Source organism: Faecalicatena sp. Marseille-Q4148 (assembly GCA_018228665.1).
Classification (GTDB): domain Bacteria; phylum Bacillota; class Clostridia; order Lachnospirales; family Lachnospiraceae; genus UBA9414.
In genome coordinates this window covers 1,891,331-1,918,046 of the sequence record CP073692.1, presented here as the reverse complement: position 1 = coordinate 1,918,046, position 26,716 = coordinate 1,891,331, and the positions used below count along the sequence as shown (strand labels likewise).

The window sequence follows — 26,716 nt, the reverse complement described above, 5'->3', positions numbered from 1 at the left end:
TTGCTTTGTTTGATTATTACTATACTGTCGAAATGTGATGAAAATGTGACAGCCTTATAAAGAAAAAGTGAAAATGCTTATATCATTCTTAAAATTCTTTTCCTTTTATCACTTTTAAGGAACAAAGTCCGGAAATAATAAGTAGAACGATGGAAAAAATGCCTCCCGCAAGAACAATCTGCGAAGTACTGACAGCAGAAAAATTCTTTAGAAAATGCAATACTTTGTCTGCGATGGAGGAAGTTATCTTTGTAAGAAGGATGCATACGACAAAGATAACACCCATCACTCCGAAGAGAAAGAGACGCGCTTTTTCTGCTCCGTATTTCAAGTGCAGCGGAAGTGTAAGTGAAAGAAATAAAATAACCATATACAGAAAAATAAAAGTGGTAAGGAACCATTCAGCAGTATCCAATTCCGGAACACGGGATTTCTGATAGATGGTAATCAAAACTGAGGAGATCAGCCACGGAATTCCGCTTATTAATAAAGAAAACAAATATTTTTCCAATACATAACCTGCTCTGGTAAACGGCAGTGTGAATAAAAATGCGTTGCCGTTATCAAATTCATCATAAGAAATACTGCTGATAGAGAACATACCGAAAACTAATGTGATATAACTGATAACAAACATTGGGTTTTTGGATGTGACAGCAAGCATAATGGAAATAGCGGTAATCAGAAGAAAGAAATTTCTGCGATTCCAACATAATATAATATCTTTATAGAGTAATCCTTTCATTATTTTTCACCTCGAATCATTGTTGTAATAATATTATCAATGCTCCCACGCTCTATTGTGACTGCAGGATAATTTTCCGCATAAAATGCTTTTTCATTTGTAAGACAGCTGTAGCCGAAAGGCTCTTTCAACGTGCGCAGCAGATATTGTTTATCCAGTGTGCGGAATTGTTCCTCGCTGACTTTCAGAACGCCATACTGGTCAAAGAGACAATCTGTTTCTTCGTGAAGTACGATACTGCCGTTGTGGATCATATAAATTTCGTCACAAAGTGTTTCAAGATCAGTAGAAATATGAGAGCTGATTAAAATAGAGCGTCCATCTGTCTCCATATATTCCCGCAGAAGATCAAGAATTTCATCCCGGGCAATCGTATCCAGTCCGGAAGTTGGCTCATCGAGAATAAGAAATTGAGCATTGTGGGAAAGTGCCAGCAATACTTTCAGTTTGGCTTTCATTCCTGTAGAAAATTCTTTAATCATTTTGTTAAGCGGAAGATGAAAACGTTCACATTGTGACAGGAAATATTCTTTCTCGAAAGCCGGATACATGTGCTGATTGATTTTCATAATATTTTTTACAGTCAGATATCCACTAAATCCGGAATCAGAAAGAACAACGCCGAGCTTCTGCTTATCAAGAGAAGAAAGAGAGGCAATATCTTGATCAAAAAGCCGTATTTCTCCGCTGTCTATAGAAATTAAGTTCAGAATTGCTTTGAACATTGTACTTTTTCCGGCGCCATTTTGTCCGATCAGACCGGTAATACATCCGGCTGGAACAGTTAAAGAACAATTCAAATGAAATCCTCCGTAGTGTTTTTGTACATTTTTTAGTGTTAACATTGCTATGATTCCTCCAGAATAAGATGAAATAAATCAGTTAAATCTTGGTTACTCATTCCGCAGCTTCTGCCCTTTTGAATGGCCAGTTCCAGGTCAGCCTCTACATCTTTTTTTAACTCTTCCTGCATCAGTCCCTGATTTGTGCAGGCGACAAAGCTTCCTTTTCCGTGCACGGTAATGATAAAGCCTTCCTGCTCCAGCGCATCATATGCTTTCTTAACGGTTAGCGCGCTGATCTTCAAGTCTTTTGCGAGAGAGCGGACAGAGGGGAGAGTGTCATTTTCCTGTAATTCACCTTGCAGGATACGAGCTTTGATCTGATCGAGAATCTGTTCGTAAATAGGCTGCATAGATGAATTGTTGATAATAATTGCTAGTTTCATAAATGCTCCTCCTTTGTTTGTAAACAGTATATAACAGTATAAAACAGTTGTCAACTGTTATATACTGTTTGTTTTGAATTTTTGTAATTTTGCAGAATTGTTGCAGTAAGGGACATATGATATGATGAAAAAACAGTACAAACTGTTTCTGCTGCAGGCCTGTTTTCCCGGTCTGTCATATCGAATTGACTATTCCAAGTATCATGTATGGCATTTTTCCTTTTAAAATATTCCATAAAGTATTGAGCATATCCTGCATATTATGGTTAGTTCCCTTAGGTAAGAAATATATGTACTGGCAAACAGAAAGGGGGGAGCAGTTATTTTTCAAAATTTTGATATAAACTATATTAAAACAGTGCTGTCAGGATACGATAAAAAACTTCAGGAGATTGAGGAAAGACTTCTGGAGCTGAACCATATGCAGTGCGATACAGACGATATGATTCGTTCTTTGTCTGTGAAAGCAGATGATTTTACGGGAACATCGGTACGGATGCACGATGTATCATCGCTTTTGCTGCGCCGCAGACAGCTAATGGAAGAACAGAAAAAGGAAATCCAATGTGAAATGTGGCGGCTTATGGAAGAGGAGGAAACGATACGAAGAATATGGGCGTGTTATCGAGGTCTGGAAGGAGAAGAATTTCAGATTGTGCGTGCGTTGTATGCAGAGCGGCAGCTATATTCAGCAGTTGAGCAGGAGAGCGGAATGTCTCATGGAACATTTGAGAAAAAGCGTGCAGCAGCTATCAGAAAAATTCAATCACTGTATCACAGTGAGCTTGATAATCTGGCAATCATTACAAAGAAATATAAAACGGATCATCAAAATACTTACAAAAAAGTACAGGCAGTATAATTGAGAATGACGTAAGTTGACGTAATGTGACGTAGTATCTATGGCATGTCTGTGTTATGATAAACTTGTTAAAACATATCGAGAAGCCAATAAATAAAATGATCTGGAAGTGCAGGAGAAAAAGAGTTCACAGTTGTGGACTCTTTTTCATATCTCCGGATATTCGATAGCTGTTTTTTTAGGAGTTTTTTAGGAAAACTTGTGCAGGAGAAGAGGAAGGACTGATTGGAAGTATGGGGATACTGATTTCAGAGTTCGGAGCCGGATAGAAAGGAGGCGGGTTAGATATAAGCGTCAGATATGTTTGACAAGTAAGAGATGAGAAAGGAGATACGAATGAAAAGGTTTATATCTATGCTGCTGTTTTTTGCGTTGCTGTTCGGAGTAATTGTTATACCGGATCGCGCAGAAGCGATGGAGCAGGCAAAGGAAGAACGGGAAGCAGCTGCTGTAATTGAGAAGCCGCCGGAATCTGTAAAAAGTGAAGATAGAGTTGAAACAGAGCAGACGGATGTAGATGAAGAACAACAGAAGAAGGGCAAGGATGTGCAGGAAAACAAAGAGTGGTATAGGATTCTTCCTTCCGATGAAGTAGAAGTGCGCGAAGTGCCGGGAGAAGAACCGGATACAGATATAACAAGGGAAGCTTCGGTAGTGCTGGCGTTGAATTCAGGAAGTTCTGCTTCTGTAAAATCAGTTGAAGAAGTTGTGCTTCAAGTGGGTGAGCGGGTTTCTTATGGAAGCTGGAGTACAAATTATTTCTATATTAATGGTCAATTGGCATATTGTCTTGAGCCGCGTAAAGGGACTCCTTCCAGTGGTAATTATATTGCAGACGTACTGCAGAATGATCATCTTACAAAAGGAATGTATTATTTGATGGGAGGACCTGGCTTTACACCGGAGATTCGAGAGGCATTTTTTTCATCAGCGGCAGGTTTCAGTGAGAAGCAGATATATGCATTTTGCCATGCAATTTTATCATTTATTTACAGTGGATATAATCTGAATTCTGATGCATTTATTGGTTTGAATAAAGAAGAGAGGGATGGTATTTCGACAATCAGTTATCAGATCAGAGATATGCTTCCGGCTCCGCCGGAGGGAAAAGTCAGCATACAGCCGCCTCATCAGAATGCAAAATGGAATGAAGAAAGTAAAAGTCAATGGACGGATGTTTATCAAGTAGAGGGAGATGCAAGAAATCTTCTGAAGTTTACTTTGCCAGCAGGAGTGCGCCTGCATAATCTTATTACCGGAGCGGTAATGCAGTCTGCGGCGACTGTAAAAGGAGGAGATCAATTTCGTCTGGAAGCAGAACCGGGTGTCAGTGGACACTGGACGTCAGGAAAAATCAAGGGGAGTATTCAGGAAACATATATGTCATTTCTTATTCGGCCACCGGGAGACGATCAGGCAGTCGGAGGACTTGCTTATCACCGAGAACCGGAACTTACAACAGAATTCAGTGTGGAGTGGATGAGCCAGGGAAAGATTCGTATCCATAAGGTATCCGGGGAAGATGGAAGGGTGCTTGCCGGAGCAGAGTTTGGAATTTATGCAAGAGATCGTATAGAGAAGAACGGAGTTGTTCTTGCCGATGCCGGACAATTAGTGGCGAAGCTGACTACAGATGAGGCCGGAATGGGAGAGTCACCGTATCTTCCGTCAGAAGCATACTATCTTGTAAAGGAGCTAAAAGCACCGGATGGGTATGGAATCACAGAGGATCTGAAGAAAGGATGTGAAGTGTATCTTGGCAATCAATCAGAGATAATGGAGAACGGTGTACCGGTTGTGGTGTTAAATATTAAAAATGATTTGAAGCGCTGTGATCTGACGATAAAAAAGGTTATTCGATGTTCTGATATTGTGTGGGCGAATGGAAATCCGACTTTTTTATTTCGGGTATCGGGTGTTGATCTGGAAGGGAGAGAACATACTTATGTACGCTCTGTAGAATTTACAAAAGCTTATGTAGAACAAAATATAGAATGGACAGGAAATGTTTCTATGGAAGCCGTATTTGAAGATATTCCATGCGGAAGACAGTACTCTGTTTCAGAAGTGGAAACCAATCGTTATGTATTACAAAATGTGACATCTGCAGATAAAAATGTTGTCATTCAGAGGAATACAGAAAGTAGGTATGGAATTGTACCGGAACAGATATTTACAGTTACAGCAGATCTTTTGCAGAAGCCAAAGGGAAGCAGCGTGACTTTCTTCAATAAGAAAATACGTTGGGATGACTGGTCGCATAATAGCATCGTCATTAATCCTGTTAAGATTGAGAAATAAAGGAAGAATCTATGTTAAAAGTGTTGAAATCTATATTCGATATTATGGCAGCAGTATTGACAGGAATTTTAGTGATTCCGTTAGTGCCGGAGATATTTGGAATAAACACATACTGTATACAGTCAGGAAGTATGGAACCAATTCTGGAGACGGGGAGTCTGATTTTTACAATGAAGCCAAAAGACATAAAGATTGGAGATATCATTACATTTCAGAAGTGGGATATTCCGGTAACACATCGTGTTGTGGACATTCAAAATGGGATGTATGTTACAAAAGGAGATGCAAATGGTAAGGAAGATCAGGGAGGAATTTTGGAGAAAGAATTGTTGGGAAAGGTATTGAAACTGCCCGGAGACAGATATTGTATTCCATATATGGGATACATCCATACCCTGATATCCCAGTGGAAATGGGGAATTATGGGAATACTGGTAAGTTATATATTATTAAGAAAAAGTGATAGAAAGAAGGATATGATATGTTAGTTAAAAAACAGAAAAAGGTAAAAGGGATTGTGATTGGAATTGTTGCAGCAGCTACAATTTTGACAACCGGAAGTACGATTGGACAGGGATCTATGGCTTATCTTACAGATTATGGCAATCTGGTTAATCAGTTTACACAGGGAGGATTGGAGATTGTGCCGTCAGAGCCGAATTGGCCGGGAGATCAGAATCCGACAGTACCGGGAGATGTGATTGCAAAGAATCCGATGATTTCTGCGGGAAAAGGCTCTCAGACACCGGCTTATGTATATATGCAGGTAAAGATGCCTTATGGTAAAGTAACAAAAGTGAATGATGATGGGACATTGTACGATAAGGATGAATCAGGAAATCGTCTTGAAAAGCTGCACCAGTTTGTTACATTTGGAGTAGGTGAGCCGATTAAGAAAATCGTTAATGGAGAGGAAGTATTCCAGGTTGGAGAATCTTATCAGGCCGACTCGGCAAGCGTAGTTCTGGATACGGGAAAAGAAACCGGACACGGTTTATCTACTTCTATTAAAAATAGTGCAGATGGATGGACTTTGCTGAAAACAGAAACAACAGGACGTGCGAAAGGAGATCCGGAATGTGTGAAGGGGTATGTAGTTTATACATATGCATATAATAGTATGATTGCAGATACGGAAGATAAACTTGTTAAAGATACTTATGAGAAATATATTACAAACAAGGTGCTTGTTGCAAAGACAACTTCTCTCTTTGAGAAGGTAAGACTCATTAACTGTGTAGAAGGACAGCTTGATAAAGCAAAACTTCAGGTACCAATTAAAACTTTTGCAATTCAGGCTGCACATACAGGAAATGATGCAGATAAGGACAATAATAATATTCCGGGCAATACTGCGACAGTAATTCAGTATGCCAAAACAGCTTTCGAAAAATATGCAAATCAGAATGCAGATAATGGCACAGCGACTGTAAAAGCTGACAATTTTGTTGTTAATAATTAGAAGGAGATTGGAGTGAGAAAGTGTATATCAAGAAAAAACAGGGCTGGCAAAGTTTATATCGGATAACAGGAATTGTGGCTATGTTGCTGTTACTTTTTGTGGGAAAGATAGGATATAAATTTAGCCTGGCTTACCAGACAGATGCGAGTTCTCTGAAAAACCTTTTTACTCCGGGGCATAACACAACATATTTTGAGGAAAATTTTCCAGAACAGTCTATTGTTCCGGGGGAAAGTAGGACAATTGAGAAGAAAGTTCGAATCTGTAATGAAAAAGATGAGCAAAATGTGGCATGTTATATTCGAGCAAAGGTTTTGTACAGTACAGAAGATCTTGGAACTTACAAACTCTGCGGAACAGATTCGAAGTGGGTACTGGGAAAAGATGGTTACTACTATTATACGAAAGCGGTTGAGCCGGGAGAAATGACGGATTATCTTATGACAGAAGTTCAGATTGATGGAAAAACGGCAGATTTGAATAGTGGAAAGAAAGAAGACAGTTTGAAAGTATACATATATGAAGAAAGCTGTCAGACGAAAGATCCAGATACTCAGAAGGAGAGAAATTGGCAGGATGCGTGGGAGCATGCTCTTAGCAGAAAGATTCAATAGAGGAGGAATACATGAAAAAGAAAATAACAGGAATTTTGTTGCTTGCAGCGTCTATCCTCTATTCGGCTGTTGGAGTTACATTTGCTTATACAGGTAGTACTGCAGAAGTACATAATTATGTTCGTACAGGTGACATTGACATTGCTCTAAAACAGTATGATAAGGAAGGGAATCCTTTTTCGGACGGGGGAATATGGACGCCGGGAGACTGTATTGAAAATCAGGTTTTCATTGAAAACCAGGCGAAATCCTGTTGGATTCGGCTGCAGGTAAAGAATGATAAGGAAATTGATATCAGAGGCATTTCGGATCAGTGGGTTTATCGGGAACCTTATTGGTACTACACCGAGGTATTAGAAGAAAAAGAGAAGGCAATCTTTTCTAAGAGTCTTTTCTTTTCAGAAAAGGCAACTGAGGAAACCAGTGGAAAGGAAAGCTCATTGGATATGACAGCCGAAGCAATTCAGTCGGCAAATTTCAAACCAGATTTTCTTTCAAAGATGCCATGGGGAGATCAGACAGCCGAAGTTTGTATTCATGTGAAAGATGGTGCAGAACAGGAGAAAGAAAGACATTACCGGAATTTGTCATTAAAAATGGAGGGAAGAGCAGGAGAGCTTGTAGCTGTACCGGAAGATTTTTTTGTGAATCTTTCTGAATTGATGCCTGGAGACCGACAATCTGATAGTGTAGAAATACATAACCAATTCAAAGAAAGTGCAGAGTTATTTTTTCGAACAGCAGACAGTCCGGAGATGACAGAACAACAGAAAGATCTTTTAGAACAACTGCAGATTACTATTTACAAAAATGATGAAATAATATATGAGGGAGATTTAAGAAGTGTGAAACTTCAAGAAGAGATTTCTCTTGGAATTTGGAAAAGTAATGAGAAGGGAAGTATTCGTTATGAAATATTTATGCCGGAAGAATTAAAAAATGAATATGCAGTGAGGGATGCGGCGATACATTGGATTTTCCGAACAAATTTGGAGGAAGAGCGTCCGAAAACCGGAGATGACAGATGGATCACAGCGTATCTTGGATTAGCAGTTCTTTCAGGAGCTTTGGGATTCTGGAGATTATTCTGTGGGAGAGGAATACAGAATAAATAAAAGAATATGTTGAAGCTTTATCGCAATTCATATCTATATTCAAGTCTTTATGGGAATTTAATATTTTTTTCTTGTTAGTTCATTGATTTTTCACAGAAACAAGTTAATATAGTGTTTATAACAAATTGAGGTGAAAAATATATGAAAGAAAAATTTATGAGATTTATGTATGGCCGATACGGAGTGGACCAGTTTTCAAAATTTTTGGTAACAGTATCTCTGATTGGATTTGTATTATCGATGTTTACAGGGAATAATCTATTCTATGTACTGGCACTAGCAGCATTAATTTATGCATATTTTAGAATTTTCTCTAAGAATCATGCGAAAAGAATAGCGGAAAATCAAACATATTGGAGAATGACTGATAAGATAAGAACAAAGTGGCGTACATTTAAAAGAGATAGTGCACAGAGAAAAACACATCATATTTATAAGTGTCCGACTTGCGGTCAGAAGATCAGAATTCCAAGAGGGAAGGGTAAGATCGAGATTACCTGTCCGAAATGTAGTACAAAATTCATAAAGAAAAGTTAAAAGTATTATGTAAGAGAGCGCCATCATCCGGAAGAGTTTGAAAAAGGGATGATGGCGTTTTTTTAGACAAAAAAATAAAAATAAGCGCTTCCACATGAAACGCTTATTTTTATACTCAATATTTTGCAATGCGGATAACAGGACTTGAACCTGCATGAGGGAACCCTCACTAGAACCTGAATCTAGCGCGTCTGCCTATTCCGCCATATCCGCTCGACAAAAGTTATTATATCATAGAATAAAAAAAATGCAAATGTTTTTTTGAAAAAAATCAAACTTTTTGAAAAAACTTTTTGAAAAAATTCCTGGGGCTAGAATAGTGATATCTGATAAGTGGAAAGGAGAAAAAGATTTGAAAGTCAAAATATTCTATTGACAAATAAAAAAAGAGTGATATACTTTGAGTATCAAAATATTTGAGATAAAAGATATTAGAAACAAAATGTAATATGGGATTGAAAGTAGGAAGAATATTTTGAGAAGTTTGAAAAAGAGAACCGGAGAGAAAAAATGATAGGAAAAATATGTGGAACTGGCGCGTATATCCCAGAAAAAATAGTGACGAATTTTGATCTGGCTGAAATTGTAGAAACAAACGATGATTGGATAAGAGAGAGAACCGGTGTAGCCAGGCGCCATATTGCAGTTGAGGAAACAACTTCACAAATGGCAGCCGAGGCAGCAAGAAGAGCATTGAAAGATGCAGGAATCCATGCGGAAGAAGTTGATATGATTTTAGTAGCAACCTTGTCTCCGGATTTGATTTGTCCATCAATTGCATGTGAAGTACAGAGAATATTAGGAGCGGAGAAGGCTGTTTGTTATGATATGAATGCAGCATGTACCGGATTTGTATTTGCCTTTCAGGCAGCACAAGCCTATATTCAGGCAGGAATGTATTACAAAATTCTTGTAATAGGAGCGGAGAGCATTTCAAACTTGATTGACTGGAACGACAGGAGTACATGTATTTTATTCGGAGATGGTGCAGGGGCAATTGTGTTGTGCGCACAGAAAGAAGAAACAGAGGGAAATTTTATTCCGGTTTTTGCGGCTCATTCGGATGGAGAAAGAGGGACAGCGCTTCTGTGTAGAAGTCGCTATCACAAAGAAGGATCTGATCTTTACGAAATAAGTAAGAAGAAGGCTACGACAATATCGGAGGATAGCTATATTCGGATGGATGGTCAGGCAGTCTTTAAATTCGCAGTACGATGTGTACCGGAAGTGATACGGGAAGTTTTGGAAAAAACAAAAACGTCAATTTCGGATGTGAAGTATTTTGTGCTTCATCAGGCAAACAGGCGTATCGTAGAGGCAGCAGCGAAACGGTTAGGAGCAGACATTGAAAAGTTTCCGATGAATCTTGAAGAATATGGGAATACATCATCAGCGAGTATCCCGATTTTATTGGATGAAATGAATCGGAAGAAAATGCTGACAAGAGGCGATACAATTGTTTTGGCAGGATTTGGAGCAGGACTTTCCTGGGGCGCCGTTATTTTTGAATGGTAATTTATAGAGAAATTTGCAGCAGGAATATAGAAAAGAAAAAAGAAGCTTAATTAGAATCAGGTAATGACCGGGAAAACCGGATTACATATATAGAAGATATATAAGAATATGATATGAGAGTTGAAAAAAGGAGAACAGAATAATGGCAACAACATTTGAACAGGTAAAAGAAGTAATCGTAAACGAGTTAGGAGCAAATGAGGCAGAAGTAACAGAGGCAACATCTTTTAAAGAAGATCTGGATGCAGATTCTCTTGATCTGTTTGAGATGATCATGGCTTTGGAAGAACAGTACGAAATTGAAATCCCATCTGAAGAACTTGAGAATCTGACAACAGTGGGCGAGGTTGTACGCTATATTGATGAAAAACTGGCATAAAGAATAAATTGTTCTGAAGGGGAAAGAAGATGCGAACAGAAATTACAGAATTGCTTGGAATTCAATATCCGATTATTCAGGGCGGTATGGCATGGGTTGCAGAATATCACCTGGCAGCTGCAGTTTCGGAGGCAGGAGGGCTTGGAATTATCGGAGCCGCTGCTGCACCGGCTGAATGGGTACGGGAGCAGATCAGAGAAGTAAAGCAACGGACAGAGAAGCCATTTGGAGTGAATATTATGCTGATGAGTCCATATGCAGATGAAGTAGCCCGAATTGTTGTGGAAGAAGACGTAAAAGTTGTGACAACTGGAGCAGGGAGTCCTGAAAAGTATATGAAACTCTGGAAAGAAGCCGGAATTCGGGTAATTCCTGTTGTGGCTTCTGTGGCGCTTGCCAAGCGTATGGAAAGATGTGGTGCAGATGCACTTGTAGCAGAAGGGACAGAAGCAGGAGGGCATATTGGGGAAAATACTACGATGGTTTTAGTTCCTCAAATTGCAGATGCTGTAAAAATCCCGGTCATTGCGGCAGGCGGAATTGCAGACGGAAGAGGAGCGGCAGCCGCATTTATGCTTGGAGCAAAGGGAATTCAGATTGGCACAAGATTTGTTGTGACAGAGGAATCCCAGGTACATGAGAACTATAAAGAAGCAATTCTGAAAGCGAAAGATATTGATTCAAAAGTAACTGGCCGTTCCACAGGTCATCCGGTGCGTGGACTGCGCAATCAAATGACAAAAGAATATCTGAAGCGCGAAGCAGAAGGAGCATCTCTGGAAGAACTGGAATTATTAGCTGCCGGAGGATTACGCAGGGCAGTTGTAGAAGGAGATGTTACTACAGGAAGTGTGATGGCAGGTCAAAGTGCGGCTATGATACGAGAACAGCTGAGCTGCCGGGAAGTGATAGAGCGTATTCTACAGGAAATGACAGCGCTTCTAAAACAGGGAGCAGAGCAGGCGGTAATGTAGTTTGGAAGAATATTCTGTGAATCAAAGTATCAGGAATGAGAACAGAGTATGGGAAATGATTAAAGGAGATAGGATTTTATGGCAAAGGTTGCATTTATATTTCCGGGGCAGGGAGCCCAGAAAGTAGGAATGGGGAAGTCATTCTATGACAACAGTCCATTGGCGCGCGAGATTTTTGAACAGGCAGAGGCGGTATTGGGATTTGATGTGAAGGCGCTTTGTTTTGAAGAAAATGATCTGCTTGATCAGACAGAATATACGCAGGCGGCAATGGTAACGACTTGCCTCGCCATGGAGGCGTGTGTGAGAGAAGCCGGCATTTGTCCGGATGTCACTGCAGGATTGAGCCTCGGGGAATATTGTGCCATCGTTTCTGCGGGAGGCATGAGTGTAAAAGATGGAATGCGGACAGTCAGACAGCGTGGAATTCTTATGGAACATGCAGTGCCGAAGGGTAAGGGCGCGATGGCTGCGGTACTTGGCATGGCATCAGAAGAAATTGAAAAGATTCTGAACCATTATCCTGAAGTATCGATTGCCAATTATAATTGTCCCGGTCAGATTGTTATTACAGGGGAAACATCAGCTCTTCAACAAGCATCAGAAGAGCTTGGAAAGGCCGGAGCAAGAAGGATACTTCCTTTGAATGTGAGCGGACCATTCCATTCGCCGCTGCTTAAACCGGCAGGGGAAGAATTGGAGAAAGTTTTGGAAACAGTTGACTTCATGCCGCTTGAGATCCCATATGTGACAAATGTGACAGCAAACTATGTGACAGAAATTGAGGAAACAAAAGCATTGCTTTCGGAGCAGGTATCATCTCCTGTGCGATGGCAGCAGAGCATGGAGAAGCTTATTGCTGATGGGATCACTACCTTTGTGGAGATTGGTCCGGGAAATACTTTGACAGGATTTATGAAAAAGATTAACAAACAGATGACAGTTTACCGGATTTCTGAGTGGGAAGATCTGCAGGAACTGATCAGGAAAGGAATTGAATCATGTTAACAGGAAAGATTGCGGTAGTAACCGGAGCAGCGAGAGGGATTGGAAGAGCAATTGCGCTTGCGCTTGCAGAAGAGGGCGCAGAAGTTGTGATTAACTATCATCATTCGGAAGAAAGATCCATGGCTGTAAAAGAAGAAATTGAAGCCAGAGGCGGAAAAGCTGCCGTTATGCAGTGCGACGTGTCAGATTATGAATCCTGTGAAAAATTTGTATCAGCAGTGGCAGAAATGTACGGTCACATTGATATTTGGGTGAATAACGCAGGAATTACAAAGGATCAGCTATTGATGAGGATGTCTGAGGAGGCGTTTGATGAAGTCATTGAAACGAATCTGAAAGGAACTTTTCAGTGCATGAGATTTGTTTCCCGAATTATGGTAAAACAGCGCTGCGGGCGGATCATCAATCTGTCTTCGGTGGTAGGAATAGCCGGAAATGCAGGGCAGGTGAATTATGCAGCCTCAAAAGCAGGGGTGATCGGTATGACAAAATCCGCAGCAAAAGAGCTGGCAGGCCGGGGAATTACGGTAAATGCAGTAGCGCCGGGATTTATTGAAACGGAGATGACGAGTGTACTTTCTGAAAAGGTTCAGGAACAGGCAAAAAATCAGATTCCACTGGGACATTTTGGAACACCGGAAGATGTGGCAAGTGCAGTTGTATTTCTTGCATCTGAGCAGGCGAAATACATCACAGGTCAGGTGCTTCAAGTAGACGGCGGTATGGTAATGTAGGAGATAGATCATGAAAAGAAGAGTAGTTGTGACGGGACTTGGGGCAATTACGCCCATCGGGAATTCGGTTGATGAATTTTGGAGCAATATAAAAAAGGGATGTGTTGGAATTGATAACATTACAAGATTCGATACATCTGAATATAAAGTAAAACTGGCAGCAGAAGTGAAGAATTTTCAGGCAAAAGATTATATGGATTTTAAATCGGCAAAGAGAATGGCTAAATTTTCGCAGTATGCAGTTGCAGCGGCCAAAGAAGCTATGGAAGATGCAGGTTTGTGCATGGAGAAAGAAGATCCATTTCGCTGTGGAGTTATTATTGGTTCCGGAATCGGAAGCCTGGAGACAGTGGAGAGTGAGTATACGAAAATTCAGGAAAAAGGTCCCGGAAGAGTGAATCCATTGATGGTACCTATGATGATTTCCAATATGGCAGCAGGAAATGTGGCAATTCAATTTGGAATGAAAGGGAAATGTACCAATGTAGTAACAGCATGTGCAACCGGAACCCATTGTATTGGTGATGCATTCCGGGCAATTCAGTATGGAGATGGAGATGTGATGTTGGCAGGTGGGACGGAAAGTGCTATTTGCCCAAGCGCAGTAGCCGGTTTTATGAACTTAACAGCGCTTACAACAACAGAAGATCCACTTAGAGCTTCGATTCCATTTGATAAAGACAGAAGTGGTTTTGTTATTGGAGAGGGAGCAGGAATTGTGGTGTTGGAAGAACTGGAGCATGCGAAAAGCAGAGGAGCGAAAATCTATGCGGAAGTATGCGGCTATGGAGCAACATGCGATGCATATCATATTACATCTCCGGCAGAAGACGGAAGCGGAGCTGCAAAAGCGATGAAGCTTGCGATGGAGGAAGCCGGAGTCGCTCCGGAAGAAGTAGATTATATCAATGCGCACGGAACAAGTACTCATCACAATGATTTATTTGAAACGAAGGCGATTAAGACAGCGCTAAAAGAGGCGGCAAAAGAGGTATCGATTAATTCTACAAAATCCATGATCGGACATTTGCTTGGAGCAGCAGGCGGTGTGGAACTGGTAACGTGTGTGAAAGCGATGGAAGAGGGATATGTACATCAGACGATGGGAAGCCGTGAGTCCGATGAAGGGTGCGAGCTCAATTATACGTTTGGAAGTCCGGTACATCGCAAAATTCGCTGTGCGATGAGTAATTCTCTTGGATTCGGTGGGCACAATGCAACACTTCTAATAAAAGAGTATATAGAATAAGAGGTAAGAAGCAATGGAATTTGAGCAGCTGATCAGGCTTATTAATGTAGTTTCAGATTCAAAACTGAAGCAATTTAAATATGAAGAAAAAGGTGTAAAGATTTCTATGGGAAAAGAAATAAAAATATATTCCAACAAGGGCATGGAAGAATATAGTATTTCATCTGAAAGAAATGATGGACACACTTTAAAGCAGCCTGAAGATGTTTCTGATATGGAAGTACCGTGCAAGATAAAAGAGGAAAGTACGGTCTTAAAGGAAACGATTTTTGATAAAGAAAAGGAAATAGTATCTCCGCTTGTTGGAACATTTTACGAAGCTCCGCAGGAAGGTGCCAAACCATTTGTAACAGTGGGAAGCCAAGTGAAGAAAGGGCAGGTATTAGCCATTGTAGAAGCCATGAAGCTGATGAATGAGATTGAGAGCGAGCAGGATGGTGTGATTACAGAAATCTGTGTAAAAAACGGAGAAGCAGTGGAATACGGTCAGACTTTATTTAAAATTGCGGATGGAGTGTTATAAGAATGAAGAGACTTGGAATAAAGGAGATTCAGGAAATTATTCCCCACAGGCATCCATTTCTTTTGATAGATTACATCGAAGATTATGAGCCGGGAGAATATGCTGTAGGATATAAATGCGTTTCTTATCGGGAAGAGTTTTTTGCCGGACATTTTCCGCAGGAACCGGTTATGCCGGGAGTTCTTACAGTGGAAGCGCTTGCCCAGACAGGAGCAGTGGCGATTCTTAGTCAGGAAGAATATCGCGGTAAAATTGCATATTTTGGCGGAATTCAGAAATGTAAATTCAAAGGAAAGATTGTTCCGGGAGATAAGGTAAGACTTGAGACAAGGATTGTGAAGAAAAAAGGTCCGGTCGGAATCGGAGAAGCGATTGCCAGTGTGGATGGAAAAGTGGTTGTCAGTGCAGAACTGACATTTATGATCGGTTAGGTGAGAAGATGATTCAGAAAGTATTGATTGCAAACAGAGGAGAAATTGCAGTTCGGATTATCCGGGCATGCAGAGAGATGGGAATTGAGACGGTAGCAGTATATTCAGAAGCAGACAGAGATGCGCTGCACACCCAGCTTGCAGACGAAGCAATCTGTATCGGACCGGCAGCGTCCGGAGAGAGCTATTTGAATATGGCAAGTATTTTAAGCGCCACAATCGTGTCGGGAGCGGATGCTATTCATCCGGGATTCGGATTTCTTTCAGAAAACAGCAAATTTGCCAGCTTGTGTGAACAATGTCACATTACATTTATCGGACCTTCATCGGAAATGATTAAATGTCTCGGCAATAAATCTGCTGCAAGAAATACGATGATGAACGCCGGTGTACCGGTAATTCCGGGAAGCAAGGAACCGATCATTGATGCAAAAACCGGAGCCAGAGAAGCAAAGCGCATCGGATATCCGGTAATGATTAAGGCTGCCCTTGGAGGCGGAGGCAAGGGAATGCGCATGGCTAAGACTCCGGATGTGTTTGAAGCATGTTTTCAGACGGCGCAGAAAGAAGCAGAGATGGCATTCGGAGACGGAACAATGTATATAGAGCATTTTGTAAGTCATCCAAGACATATTGAATTTCAGATTCTTGCAGATAAATTTGGGAACGTGATCCATCTGGGAGAGCGTGACTGTTCTGTGCAGAGAAATCATCAGAAATTAATCGAAGAATCGCCGTCTGCAGCATTGTCGGAAGAACTGCGTCATAAGATGGGCGAGGCAGCTGTCCGGGCTGCAAAAGCTGCTAAATATGAAAATGCCGGTACAATTGAATTTCTTCTGGAACCGAGCGGGGCATTTTATTTTATGGAAATGAATACGCGGATTCAGGTAGAACATCCGGTAACAGAGTGGGTAACAGGAATTGATCTGATCAAAGAACAGATTCGCATTGCATCAGGACTTCCGCTTACTTATTGTCAGGAAGATGTTGTTCTGCGGGGACATGCGATTGAATGCCGTATCAATGCAGAATGTCCACAGAAGAATTTTCGGCCGTCACCTGGGAAAATTACTGAACTGTATTTGCCAGGCGGAAGAGGCGTCCGGATTGATACAGCCATCTACAGCGGTTATACTGTTCCGCCATATTATGATTCTATGTTAGCGAAGTTAATTGTGCATGGAGAGAACCGACAGGATGCAATCGTAAAAATGCGCTGTGCACTGGAAGAGACGATGATCGAAGGAATCGAAACGAATATTGATTATCAATATGAGATTATGAATCATCCGGACTATGAAGCGGGAAATATTGACATTGAATTTATTGAACATATGCAGTCTCAGAGAGAAGCACAGCTGTCACAATAAAAGGCTTTGATTGAAAAAACTTGAGACTGTCGGAAAGTGGTAGGAAAAGCAGATGAATTTGAAAGAAGTATTTCAGAAAAGAAAGAATCACCTTGTTGTGAAAAAACTTTCGAAAGAAATAAATGAATGTGGAAGAACAGATGGGAAACCGGAAGTTCCGGATGGTCTGTTGAAAAAATGTAATTTTTGTAAGGCAGCTATTCTGGCAGAGGAAGTGCGGCAGAATAACTATATTTGTCCGGAATGTCACGGATATTTCCGAATGCATGCCAATCGCAGAATTGAGATGATTGCAGATGAAGGAAGTTTTGAAGAATGGGATGAAAAACTTTCAACAGTAAATCCACTTGGGTATAAAGGATATGAGGAAAAGATTGATTCGCTTCAGGAAAAAACAGGGCTGAACGAAGCCGTTGTAATCGGAAAGGCACGGATCCATGGAGAAGAGACCGTTCTTGGAGTTTGTGACGGAAGATTTCTGATGGCGAGTATGGGACATATTGTAGGTGAAAAAATTACAAGAGCGGTGGAGAGAGCGACAAAAGAACGACTCCCTGTAATTTTATTTGCCTGCTCTGGCGGTGCCAGAATGCAGGAGGGCATGGTCTCATTGATGCAGATGTCTAAGACCGCAGCGGCATTGCGAAGACATAGTGATGAAGGAAATTTATATATTTCGGTGCTGACAGATCCGACAACAGGAGGAGTTACTGCAAGCTTTGCAATGCTTGGGGATATTATTCTGGCAGAACCAAATGCATTGATTGGTTTTGCGGGGCCGCGTGTCATTGAACAGACAATCGGTCAGAAACTGCCGAAAGGATTTCAGAGATCAGAATTCCTTCTGGAACATGGATTTATTGACGGTATCGCAGAGCGAGGAGAAATGAAAGAACTTCTTGGAAAACTTCTGAGACTGCATAAAGCCTGTCCGAAAGAAACAGAAGGAATAATTGCAATGCCGGAAGAGGAAAAAATAACGGTTTTGCGCTCCGGCAAAAAAACACCGTGGGATAAGGTGCTTGCTTCCAGGGCAAAGGATCGCCCATCAGGTTCTGTGTATATTCGCAGTCTATTCAATGATTTTGTCGAGATGCATGGGGATCGTTATTTTGGCGATGATAAGGCGATTTTAGCAGGAATTGCTTCTTTTGAAGGAAGACCGGTAACAGTAATTGCCCAGGAAAAGGGAAATTCAACAAAAGAAAATATTGCACATAATTTTGGCATGGCATCACCGGAAGGCTATCGGAAAGCGCTTCGAATGATGAAGCAGGCAGAAAAATTCGGCCGTCCGGTTATTTGTTTTGTAGATACGCCCGGAGCCTTTTGCGGCATTGAGGCAGAAGAGCGGGGACAGGGAGAAGCAATTGCCAGAAATCTGTTTGAAATGGCAGGATTGAGGGTGCCGGTTCTGACAATTGTGACCGGAGAAGGCGGAAGCGGAGGAGCGCTTGCGCTGGCGTCCGGCGATGAAGTATGGATGCTGGAAAATGCAGTATATTCGATCTTATCACCGGAAGGTTTTGCAGCAATTTTGTGGAAAGACAGTAAACGGGCAAAAGAGGCTGCTAAAGTGATGAAGCTTACGGCAGAAGAGCTAAAAGAGATGGGAATGATTGAACAGATCATTGATGAGCCGGAAGTATTGACGGGAGAAAATGTAGAACTGGTTTGCAAGACACTAAGAGAAGAAATGAATAAATTTCTTGTGAAATATAGCAATTTGAATATAGAGAAACTTTTGGAACAGAGATATGAGAGATTTCGAAAGTTTTAACAGCGGAGGTAAGTGTATGAACAGAGGACAACCGTGGAAACTTGGAGAGCGGTCAGTGAAATATCCCATTCTTCAAGGAGGAATGGGAATCGGAATCAGCCTCGGAGGACTTGCCGGAGCTGTTGCGAGAGAAGGCGGTGTGGGAATTATTTCTGCGGCGCAGATTGGATTTCGGGAACCGGATTTCGACAGCAATCCGTTGGAAGCAAATCTAAGAGCCATGGAAAAGGAGTATACGAAGGCAAGGAAGACAGCACCGGACGGGATTATTGGATTTAATATTATGATGGCGATGAATCACTGCGAAGCCTATGTGAAAAAGGCGGTTGAGATTGGAGCGGATCTGATTGTATCCGGAGCAGGTCTTCCGACAGAGCTTCCGGCATGGGCGAAGGATTCAGGGAACAAAACGATGCTTGCCCCGATTGTATCAACGGAGAAAGCGGCAAAGGTCATTTTGAAGTACTGGTGGAAAAAACATCATGTTGTTCCGGAACTTCTGATCATAGAAGGTCCGCAGGCAGGAGGGCATCTTGGATTTTCTGAAGCACAGCTTAGAGAGCTGGAGCAGGTAGATTATAGAAATGAGATCCGAAAAATCCTGGATGTGGTAAAAAGCTATGAAGAAGTGTCGGGATGCCGGATTATGACAGCGGTGGGCGGTGGAATTGATACGAAAGAAAAAGCAGATAGTGTTTTCGAACTCGGTGCAGATGCGATTCAAGTAGCAACCCGCTTTGTAACAACAGAGGAATGCGATGCAGATCAACGATATAAGGAGGCTTATCTGAAAGCAGGAAAAGAAGATATTGCGATTGTAAAAAGTCCGGTGGGGATGCCGGGAAGGGCAATTCTAAATCCATTTATGAAAAGAGTCATTGCCGGCGAAAAAATTTCCCACAGTTGTCACGGATGTCTTCACGGGTGTCAGCCACAGCAGATTCCGTACTGTATCACAGATGCATTAATCCATGCTGTGAAAGGAGAGACAGATGAGGGACTGCTCTTTTGCGGTGCCAAAGCCTGGAAAGCCACACGAATAGAAACCGTAAAAGAAGTCATTGAATCTTTTTTCTAAATCCGTATAATAGAAATAAGAGAAGGGTTTACAGAAACGATAAGACAATGCGGGAGATGGCGAAATGAGTGCATATGAGACGATTAATGATATACTGGTACATTTGTTTAATGAGATATGGGAATTAGAAGAGAAAGCAATCATTACAAAGGAATTCGAGGATATTACGAATAATGATATGCATGTCATTGAGGCCATTGGACTAGGTGAAGGCAATAATATGTCAACGATTGCGAGAAAGCTGAATGTAACGGTCGGGACATTGACAACAGCGATGAACAGTCTTGTAAATAAGAAATATGTTGTCAGGAGACGAAGCGAGAAAGACCGACGCGTTGTGTATGTCAGTCTGACTGAGAAGGGAGAGAAGGCTTACCGTCATCACGAGGAGTTTCATCACCAGATGACTCAGGCGGTGCTTGATAAACTTGGGGAAGAGGAACTTCCGGTGCTGATGAAGACGCTGGAAGGGCTGTCAGAATTTTTCAGAAGTTATAAGGCATAGTGTATTAGGAATCAGATCTTATGCAGTAATGTAAAGCCCGGAATACGGAAAAGGAGAAAAAAGATGACGGCAGAGAACGAGAGATTACAAAAGCAGATTGCATTTATAAAAGAGATTGATAAAGTAAAGAGTATTTTCCGTCAGACATATCTGGCAGACGGCACACGCAAGGAGAATGATGCAGAACATTCCTGGCACATTGCATTGATGGCAGTGCTTTTGAAAGAATACGTATCAGAGGATGTGGATGTGGCGAAAGTTATGACAATGGTGCTGCTCCATGATCTGGTAGAAATTGATGCCGGAGATACGTATGCTTATGACAGTGAAGGCGCTAAGTCCAAGCGAGAGAGAGAAGTGAAGGCTGCAGACAGGATATTTGGAATCCTGCCGGAAGATCAGGGTATGTACTTCCGGGAACTATGGGAGGAATTTGAAGCTTACGAGACGCCGGATGCCAAGTATGCGCATCTGCTTGATAATTTTCAGCCGCTGCTGTTAAATGATGCGTCAGGAGGAAGAAGCTGGAACGAGCATGGAGTTCATAAGAGCCAGATTTATAAAAGAAACGAAAAAGTTCAGGAGACATCGGAGGAAATCTGGAATACGATTCAAGAGGTTGTAGAATCTCATATTGCTAAAGGAAATATCATTGAGAAATAAAATACTCCCCGAAAAGAGGCGCAGATAAAATGCTAAGAACTGCGGAAGCTCTTTTCGGGGAGTATTTTGTAAAAGGGTAAATTGAGAGGGAAGATTACTTTGTTCCAATCGTTCCGTCATAAAGCTGCTGAAGCTGTTCCTCTGTCAGATCTACATGGTAGAAAAGACTGAAGAATTCTTTCACAGCATCGTCTGCATCAAAGTTGAGATATTCCGGATAGAGGAGACCGGATAACCAGCGGATGCCGATGATGCGGTTAGGACCGGCCGGGCGGTCAACCCAGTTAAATGGTGCATTTGGAATTCCATACACTTTCCCTTCCTGAACTGCTTTTAAAGATGCAAAATCCGGGTTATTTAAAATTGCATCGGCGGCGGAGTGTCCGCTCAAGCTGGCTTTTGGTTCTCCGACTACTGCGATGACATCCGGATTCCAGGCAAGAAGCTGCTCGGCAGAAATCTGGACACGGGAACCGTCCCCGAGTTCTAAGTCGGCAACATTTTCAGCTTTTACAAGGTCAATCAGCTGTGCATGATCAGATCCTTTTGGAGCTGTTTCGAGAGAGTCTTCTCCGTTTCCATAATAGAGGCGGACTTTTTTATCTGCCGGGATTTCCATAGCGTCAATATCCGCGAATGTTTTTTCGGCATATGCGGCAAGCTTTTCAGCCTGATCGCTTACGTCAAATAATTCTCCCATAAAACGATATGCATCGGCAGCTGCTTCTAAATCACCGTCTACTGCGATGACTGGGATACCGAGCTGTTCGGAAAGACTGTCACAGTCAGAAATCATGGCATCATTGATCGCTCCGACATTGAGCGCAATATCAGGACCGGCAGCAATCACAGCTTCATAGTTGACAGAATCTCCCATACCGAAATTCGGAAGCGTGTGATATTTTTCAAGGATGACACTTTTTTCTATTTCATTTAGATCATAGTTCCATCCAAGCAGCAGATCCGGCACAAGCGTGTATAAATAAATTGCGGCAGCAGGGCCGGTGGAAAATACAGATGTTACTTTGGCAGGAACAGTTACGTTACGTCCGGCCATATCGGTAATTTCTCTTGAAGTATCCTGTGAAGCTTCCTGTTGTTTTGAAGTGTCGGTTTTTGGCTTAGATGTGCCTTTTGCAGGCTTTCCGGAACAGCCCGCAAGTGTACTGAATGTCAGGACAAGCGCGAGAAGTGCTGCCAGAATCTGTTTCGTATGTTTCATATGATGTCTCTCCTTCCTTATACCGTTCTTGCATTTTCAGCATGCTATTCTTACAATAAATTGACATAAAAATAGCGGTATGCTATACTTTGAAAAGCGAATTGTTTTTAAAAATATAACGGTTTGACTGCATTATAGTATGAGGAAAAGTGCTTGTCAAGTGTAACTTAAGAGGAGTGTGCAGCGATGCTGGAACTACAAGTAGAAATGAAAAATGAAAGACAGAGACGAAGACGCTATCGTGTAATGCTGACGGCGATGTTTCTAAGTCTTGGGATTGTGACAATACTGTCTTTTGGTATTGGATATTATCCGCTGTCGCCGTCACAGGTAGCGGGGGCATTTCTTTCGGGAATAGGATATGAGCAGGAAATTCTGCCACAGGCAGTTACCATTTTCTGGAAGATCAGGTTACCGAGGATTTTGTCAGCTGTGTTTATCGGAGCGTCGCTTTCAGTTGCGGGGGCGGCATATCAGGGAATGTTTCGAAACCCATTAGTTTCGCCTGATATTCTTGGCGTTTCTTCCGGTGCCAGTTTGGGAGCGGCATTTGCTATTTTGAGCGGAATGACGAACTGGGGGGTTCAAGTGTCTGCATTTACCGGAGGGATTCTTGCAGTAGCGGCATCTTACTTAATCAGCAGGCGTTCTGCTCACGCCCAGACGTTGAGCCTTGTGCTTACCGGTTCTATGATCATGTCACTTTGTAATGCCGGAGTAACGATGATTAAATATGTGGCTGATCCAAATGATGTTCTGCAGCAAATTACATTCTGGCTCATGGGAAGTCTGACGAAGACAGATCTGAATGCCTTTGGGTGGAGCGCAGTTCCGATGATGATTGGACTTGTACTTATCTTTCTTCTGCGATGGAGGATTAATTTACTTACACTGGATGAAGAAGAAGCGAAAAGTCTTGGGATTAATATTCGATATTACCGGATTATCTTTATCTTTGCTTCGACACTGCTAAGTGCAGCGGCGGTTTGTCTCGGAGGATTGATTGGCTGGGTTGGGCTTATGATTCCGCATATGGCACGAGCACTTGTAGGAGTGGACTATGGACGACTGATTCCGGCGAGCGCTATGCTTGGGGGAATTTATCTTGTGCTGATGGACGATATTGCAAGGTCACTAATGTCAATGGAGCTTCCGCTTGGCGTAGTGACGAGTATTATGGGAGCGCCGTTTTTTATTTATCTCATCATTAAGCGAAAGGAGCAATAAGATAAATGTTGCTGGAAATCGAGAATGTATACGGAGGATATGGGCGAAAAGATGTGGTAAGAGGTGTAAGCTGCAGCGCTTCGTGCGGAGAAATCTTATGTCTCCTCGGACCGAATGGATGTGGAAAGACAACGCTGTTCAGAATGATGTTAGGTTCTCTGCCGGTGCGGGCAGGACAAATCAGAATTGATGGGCAGGATATCCGCTACCTTTCTCAGAGGCAGCTCGCCAGTCTGATTGCCTACATACCGCAGTACCACACACCGGTATTTGCTTATACCGTGTTGGATGTGGTAGTTATGGGAAAAGCAGCACATATTTCAGCCTTTGACACGCCGGGAGCGAAAGAGCGTGAAGCTGCTTTTGATGCGCTTGAAAAGGTCAATGCAGTTGATCTTGCCAATAAGAAATATACAGATTTGAGTGGAGGCCAGCGTCAGCTTGTATTGATTGCGAGGGCAATCTGTCAGTCGGCGAAAGTCTTTGTTATGGATGAGCCCGCGGCGAATCTGGATTATGCCAACCATAAACTTTTAATGGAGGTTGTGGAAGAACTGGCTGGGAAAGGATATTGTGTCATTATGTCAACGCACAGTCCGGAATATCCTGCATCTGTCGGAAGCAAAGTGCTTATGATGAAAGAAGGAAAAGTAGCAGCGTTTGGAGCGCCGAATCAGGTGATTACACCAGAAAATCTGGAGGCTGTATATGGCATTGAGATGGATGTGATGACAGTAACAGACCGTTATGGAACCGTGCGAAAAGTCTGTCTTCCGGTCAAAGCACCGAAATATTTATAGATACAGAAGGGAAAGAATTGTGGAACGATCAAACGACTATGAGGAAGAAAAAAGAAAAGAAAAAATGCTGTCTTATTTTATGTCTTTACAAGAAACGAAAATACTAGGCAGGCAGACGCCTTCTGTTGGAAAATGGAACGAGCGGGCGAATGTATGGAAAAAGGAACAGAAACGCAATCCGAAAGGAGATGCACGGGCAGCAAGCGCGGTAAGATTTTTAGAGGAGAGGGGAATTCTCGGAGCGAATAGTCATATTGTAGATATTGGCTGCGGACCCGGAAGATTTGCAGCAGCATTTGCACGAAAAGCGGAGCGAGTAGTAGGGTTAGACATTTCTGAAAATATGGTTCAAAATGGCAGAGAATATCTTCAAAGTGAAGGGATTACGAATGCAGAACTTCGGATCTGTGATTTTCAGGAGTTAGATATTGACCGGGAAGATTATCGAGAAGCGTTTGACCTTGTATTTATGTCTATGACACCGGCAGTCCGGGGACTGGAAGGACTTCGGAAAGCCATAGCAATGAGCAGGGCATGGTGCTGTAATATTTCTCATATTAGCTGGGAGAACCACTTGCAGGAACAAATGATGGAAGAACTTTTTGGAAGAAAAATGGAGCGAAAGTGGATAGGAGCTTCATTTTATTCACTGTTTAATGTACTGTTTTTGATGGGATATCATCCGGAGACAAGCTATGAAAAACGGCATCAGGAGAACTTTGTTCTGGCAGATGAAGAATATGCCAGGTCTGCTATGGAACACATGCTCCCGAAACAAGAGGCATCGGAAGAACAGCTTGAAAGAATTCACACATGGCTTCTGAGTCATGCAAATGAAAAGGGAGAGATCAAAGAAGTGATCGACTATTGCTATGGAAGGATTGTATGGGATGTAAGAGAGAAAACAATTCGTCCAAACTACCTGGAGCCTGAGGGAGTGAAAAGCATATGATGAGACATATATTCTTAACAGGAGAGAAGCGGATCGGCAAATCCACAATTTTGCAGAAGGCATTAAGAACGTATGAAAAAAGTGTGGGAGGATTTTATACCGTTCGCACAAATGAACTTTTGGGAAATCACTACTCCGTGCATTTGCTCAGAGCAGGAGAAACACCGCATATAACGGAAGAAAATTTTTTGTTTCTTTGTGGAGAGAAAGATGAGATGGTGGAGAAACGATTTGACCGGATTGGGTGCCAGGCTTTGGAAGATGCCCAAAATTGTTCGCTTATTGTGATGGATGAACTTGGACCGCATGAAGAAAAGGCAGAAAAGTTTGTTGCAGCGGTTGACGAACTTCTGAATGGAGAGGTGCCGATATTAGGAGTGCTGCAAAAAACTGCAGGATGCTGCTGGCCGCAGATCGCAGCCCATCCTGCAGTGAAAATACTGGAAATTACAAAAGAGAATCGGAATGATCCTCAGATTCTGGATGAAATTCGGACGATCATGGGAAAGCATTAGCTTTCCTTTTTTTGATATATTTTCTGAGAAGAGAACCCACGTCCTTTTACTTCATTCACTTTGCTGATGATCATGAACGCAGATGGATCAATTCCCATTACAATCTGATTCAGTCGTGTCAGTTCCCGATTAGAAACAACAGAAAGCACTAAAGGCTGTTCCTGATGAAGATAACCGGTTTCGCCATAAATTAAAGTAGAGCCGCGATCCAGTTCAGAAATAATCGCCTGATTAATTTCGGCATATTTTTTGCTTACGACTTTGACCTGAGTCTGGGTAGTGCCAAGGAGCAGAACCTTATCAAGAACAATTGTGTAGATCATAACAAGCAAAATGCCGTAAAGAATCTGGTCCTTATTCGAAAAGAGCATCTGCATAAGGAGGATTGAGGAATCAAAGATGTACAAAAGTACGGACACCGGAATACCGAATTTTTTATTCAGTACAAGCGGCGGAATGTCCATGCCTCCTGTGGAAGCGCCTGCACGAATAACGATACCGATGGCAGAACCGATCATCAGACCACCAAAGATTGTAGAAAGAGCTACGTCATTTGTAAAGTTTCCAAGAGCGGGTACGTTTTCTAAAACACCTAAAATAAATGGATAGTAAAAGGTACTGATTAATGTGGTCAGGGCAAATTTTTTGCCGAGGACAACTGCGCCGATAATAAACATAATTAAGTTGAAGCAGAAAACAAATACAGAGATTGGCACATGGAAATAGTGGTTTACGGTAAGAGCGATACCGGTTGTTCCACCGGTAATCATACCGCCCGGAAGAATGAACATGACAACGCCGAGAGCATAGAGTGTGTTTCCGGCAAAAATGAGTACCAGATTTTTCAGCTGATCAAAAGGATGTTGTTTCATTGTGATACCTTCTTTCTTATAGTTTTTGGTTAGTGGATTAGCAGAGTAAAGC

At 42.0% G+C, this 26,716-nt stretch carries 29 protein-coding genes and 1 tRNA gene; 24 read left to right on the top strand and 6 right to left on the bottom strand.

All coding sequences use genetic code 11. The features are described from left to right. Positions 1 to 88: 88 nt before the first annotated feature. Genes KFE17_09145 through KFE17_09135 form a run of 3 tightly spaced genes read right to left on the bottom strand, consistent with a single transcriptional unit; the run spans position 89 to position 1,940 of the window. Complete coding sequence (locus KFE17_09145) at positions 89 to 745, bottom strand: ABC-2 transporter permease (protein ID QUO31059.1); 657 nt, start codon at positions 743 to 745, stop codon at positions 89 to 91. Then, complete coding sequence (locus KFE17_09140) at positions 745 to 1,590, bottom strand: ABC transporter ATP-binding protein (GenBank protein QUO31058.1); 846 nt, start codon at positions 1,588 to 1,590, stop codon at positions 745 to 747. The genes KFE17_09145 and KFE17_09140 overlap by 1 nt, the downstream gene beginning before the upstream one ends. 2 nt (positions 1,591 to 1,592) lie before the next feature. After that, entirely contained in the window at positions 1,593 to 1,940 is a 348-nt protein-coding gene (locus KFE17_09135; protein ID QUO33679.1) for a GntR family transcriptional regulator, read from the bottom strand. Between the two features lie 454 nt (positions 1,941 to 2,394). On the opposite strand from KFE17_09135, the gene KFE17_09130 reads away from it, so the two are divergent. From KFE17_09130 to KFE17_09100, 7 genes are all read left to right on the top strand, one after another. Beyond that, positions 2,395 to 2,835, top strand: coding sequence for a hypothetical protein (locus KFE17_09130; GenBank protein QUO31057.1), 441 nt, complete (start codon positions 2,395 to 2,397; stop codon positions 2,833 to 2,835). A 336-nt stretch (positions 2,836 to 3,171) separates the two neighbouring features. Next, on the top strand, positions 3,172 to 5,136 hold the full coding sequence (locus KFE17_09125; protein QUO31056.1) for a hypothetical protein: 1,965 nt from the start codon (positions 3,172 to 3,174) through the stop codon (positions 5,134 to 5,136). 56 nt (positions 5,137 to 5,192) lie between these two features. Next, entirely contained in the window at positions 5,193 to 5,624 is a 432-nt protein-coding gene (locus tag KFE17_09120; protein ID QUO31055.1) for a signal peptidase I, read from the top strand. Then, complete coding sequence (locus KFE17_09115; protein ID QUO31054.1) at positions 5,618 to 6,598, top strand: hypothetical protein; 981 nt, start codon at positions 5,618 to 5,620, stop codon at positions 6,596 to 6,598. The genes KFE17_09120 and KFE17_09115 overlap by 7 nt, the downstream gene beginning before the upstream one ends. A 20-nt stretch (positions 6,599 to 6,618) precedes the next feature. After that, positions 6,619 to 7,212, top strand: coding sequence for a hypothetical protein (locus KFE17_09110; protein QUO31053.1), 594 nt, complete (start codon positions 6,619 to 6,621; stop codon positions 7,210 to 7,212). Between the two features lie 11 nt (positions 7,213 to 7,223). Then, complete coding sequence (locus KFE17_09105; GenBank protein ID QUO31052.1) at positions 7,224 to 8,327, top strand: hypothetical protein; 1,104 nt, start codon at positions 7,224 to 7,226, stop codon at positions 8,325 to 8,327. Positions 8,328 to 8,468: 141 nt separating this feature from the next. Beyond that, the gene (locus KFE17_09100; GenBank protein ID QUO31051.1) at positions 8,469 to 8,864 is read left to right on the top strand and encodes a hypothetical protein; all 396 of its coding nucleotides are present in this window, start codon (positions 8,469 to 8,471) and stop codon (positions 8,862 to 8,864) included. Positions 8,865 to 8,993: 129 nt separating this feature from the next. Here KFE17_09100 and KFE17_09095 read toward each other — a convergent pair. Next, a tRNA-Leu gene (locus KFE17_09095) sits at positions 8,994 to 9,077 on the bottom strand. 297 nt (positions 9,078 to 9,374) lie between these two features. Here KFE17_09095 and KFE17_09090 point away from each other — a divergent pair. The 13 genes from KFE17_09090 (at position 9,375) to KFE17_09030 (ending at position 21,076) form a co-directional block, all read left to right on the top strand. Then, on the top strand, positions 9,375 to 10,379 hold the full coding sequence (locus KFE17_09090; protein QUO31050.1) for a ketoacyl-ACP synthase III: 1,005 nt from the start codon (positions 9,375 to 9,377) through the stop codon (positions 10,377 to 10,379). Between the two features lie 142 nt (positions 10,380 to 10,521). Beyond that, on the top strand, positions 10,522 to 10,758 hold the full coding sequence (gene acpP / locus KFE17_09085; GenBank protein QUO31049.1) for an acyl carrier protein: 237 nt from the start codon (positions 10,522 to 10,524) through the stop codon (positions 10,756 to 10,758). 29 nt (positions 10,759 to 10,787) lie between these two features. Beyond that, on the top strand, positions 10,788 to 11,732 hold the full coding sequence (gene fabK / locus KFE17_09080; GenBank protein ID QUO31048.1) for an enoyl-[acyl-carrier-protein] reductase FabK: 945 nt from the start codon (positions 10,788 to 10,790) through the stop codon (positions 11,730 to 11,732). 78 nt (positions 11,733 to 11,810) lie between these two features. Next, complete coding sequence (gene fabD / locus KFE17_09075) at positions 11,811 to 12,740, top strand: ACP S-malonyltransferase (GenBank protein ID QUO31047.1); 930 nt, start codon at positions 11,811 to 11,813, stop codon at positions 12,738 to 12,740. Next, a complete protein-coding gene (gene fabG / locus KFE17_09070; GenBank protein QUO31046.1) occupies positions 12,734 to 13,474 on the top strand; it encodes a 3-oxoacyl-[acyl-carrier-protein] reductase in 741 nt (246 codons plus the stop codon). The genes fabD and fabG overlap by 7 nt, the downstream gene beginning before the upstream one ends. A gap of 10 nt (positions 13,475 to 13,484) precedes the next feature. Then, positions 13,485 to 14,723, top strand: coding sequence for a beta-ketoacyl-ACP synthase II (gene fabF / locus KFE17_09065; protein QUO31045.1), 1,239 nt, complete (start codon positions 13,485 to 13,487; stop codon positions 14,721 to 14,723). Between the two features lie 13 nt (positions 14,724 to 14,736). Next, entirely contained in the window at positions 14,737 to 15,246 is a 510-nt protein-coding gene (gene accB, locus KFE17_09060) for an acetyl-CoA carboxylase biotin carboxyl carrier protein (GenBank protein QUO31044.1), read from the top strand. A gap of 2 nt (positions 15,247 to 15,248) precedes the next feature. Then, on the top strand, positions 15,249 to 15,677 hold the full coding sequence (gene fabZ, locus KFE17_09055; GenBank protein QUO31043.1) for a 3-hydroxyacyl-ACP dehydratase FabZ: 429 nt from the start codon (positions 15,249 to 15,251) through the stop codon (positions 15,675 to 15,677). A gap of 8 nt (positions 15,678 to 15,685) precedes the next feature. After that, on the top strand, positions 15,686 to 17,050 hold the full coding sequence (locus KFE17_09050; GenBank protein QUO31042.1) for an acetyl-CoA carboxylase biotin carboxylase subunit: 1,365 nt from the start codon (positions 15,686 to 15,688) through the stop codon (positions 17,048 to 17,050). Positions 17,051 to 17,102: 52 nt separating this feature from the next. Beyond that, positions 17,103 to 18,830, top strand: a complete 1,728-nt coding sequence (locus KFE17_09045; GenBank protein ID QUO31041.1) for an acetyl-CoA carboxylase carboxyltransferase subunit beta — start codon at positions 17,103 to 17,105, stop codon at positions 18,828 to 18,830. 16 nt (positions 18,831 to 18,846) lie between these two features. Beyond that, entirely contained in the window at positions 18,847 to 19,908 is a 1,062-nt protein-coding gene (locus KFE17_09040) for a nitronate monooxygenase (protein ID QUO31040.1), read from the top strand. A 64-nt stretch (positions 19,909 to 19,972) separates the two neighbouring features. Next, positions 19,973 to 20,413 carry a MarR family transcriptional regulator gene (locus KFE17_09035; GenBank protein QUO31039.1) on the top strand — a complete coding sequence of 147 codons (441 nt, stop codon included), beginning with the start codon at positions 19,973 to 19,975 and terminating at the stop codon, positions 20,411 to 20,413. A 63-nt stretch (positions 20,414 to 20,476) separates the two neighbouring features. After that, complete coding sequence (locus tag KFE17_09030; protein QUO31038.1) at positions 20,477 to 21,076, top strand: HD domain-containing protein; 600 nt, start codon at positions 20,477 to 20,479, stop codon at positions 21,074 to 21,076. A gap of 94 nt (positions 21,077 to 21,170) precedes the next feature. On the opposite strand, the gene KFE17_09025 is transcribed toward KFE17_09030, so the two are convergent. Further along, positions 21,171 to 22,298, bottom strand: a complete 1,128-nt coding sequence (locus KFE17_09025) for an ABC transporter substrate-binding protein (protein QUO31037.1) — start codon at positions 22,296 to 22,298, stop codon at positions 21,171 to 21,173. A gap of 186 nt (positions 22,299 to 22,484) precedes the next feature. Between KFE17_09025 and KFE17_09020 the strand changes: the two genes are divergently transcribed. The 4 genes from KFE17_09020 (at position 22,485) to KFE17_09005 (ending at position 25,792) form a co-directional block, all read left to right on the top strand. Next, the gene (locus KFE17_09020) at positions 22,485 to 23,525 is read left to right on the top strand and encodes an iron ABC transporter permease (GenBank protein ID QUO31036.1); all 1,041 of its coding nucleotides are present in this window, start codon (positions 22,485 to 22,487) and stop codon (positions 23,523 to 23,525) included. A 5-nt stretch (positions 23,526 to 23,530) separates the two neighbouring features. Next, positions 23,531 to 24,325, top strand: a complete 795-nt coding sequence (locus KFE17_09015) for an ABC transporter ATP-binding protein (protein QUO31035.1) — start codon at positions 23,531 to 23,533, stop codon at positions 24,323 to 24,325. A gap of 64 nt (positions 24,326 to 24,389) precedes the next feature. Further along, positions 24,390 to 25,277: a class I SAM-dependent methyltransferase gene (locus KFE17_09010; GenBank protein ID QUO33678.1), complete on the top strand. Its 888-nt coding sequence runs from the start codon at positions 24,390 to 24,392 to the stop codon at positions 25,275 to 25,277. Beyond that, on the top strand, positions 25,274 to 25,792 hold the full coding sequence (locus tag KFE17_09005; protein ID QUO31034.1) for a nucleotide kinase: 519 nt from the start codon (positions 25,274 to 25,276) through the stop codon (positions 25,790 to 25,792). The genes KFE17_09010 and KFE17_09005 overlap by 4 nt, the downstream gene beginning before the upstream one ends. Here KFE17_09005 and KFE17_09000 read toward each other — a convergent pair. Further along, complete coding sequence (locus KFE17_09000) at positions 25,789 to 26,664, bottom strand: YitT family protein (GenBank protein QUO31033.1); 876 nt, start codon at positions 26,662 to 26,664, stop codon at positions 25,789 to 25,791. The genes KFE17_09005 and KFE17_09000 overlap by 4 nt on opposite strands. Between the last annotated feature and the right edge of the window lie 52 nt (positions 26,665 to 26,716).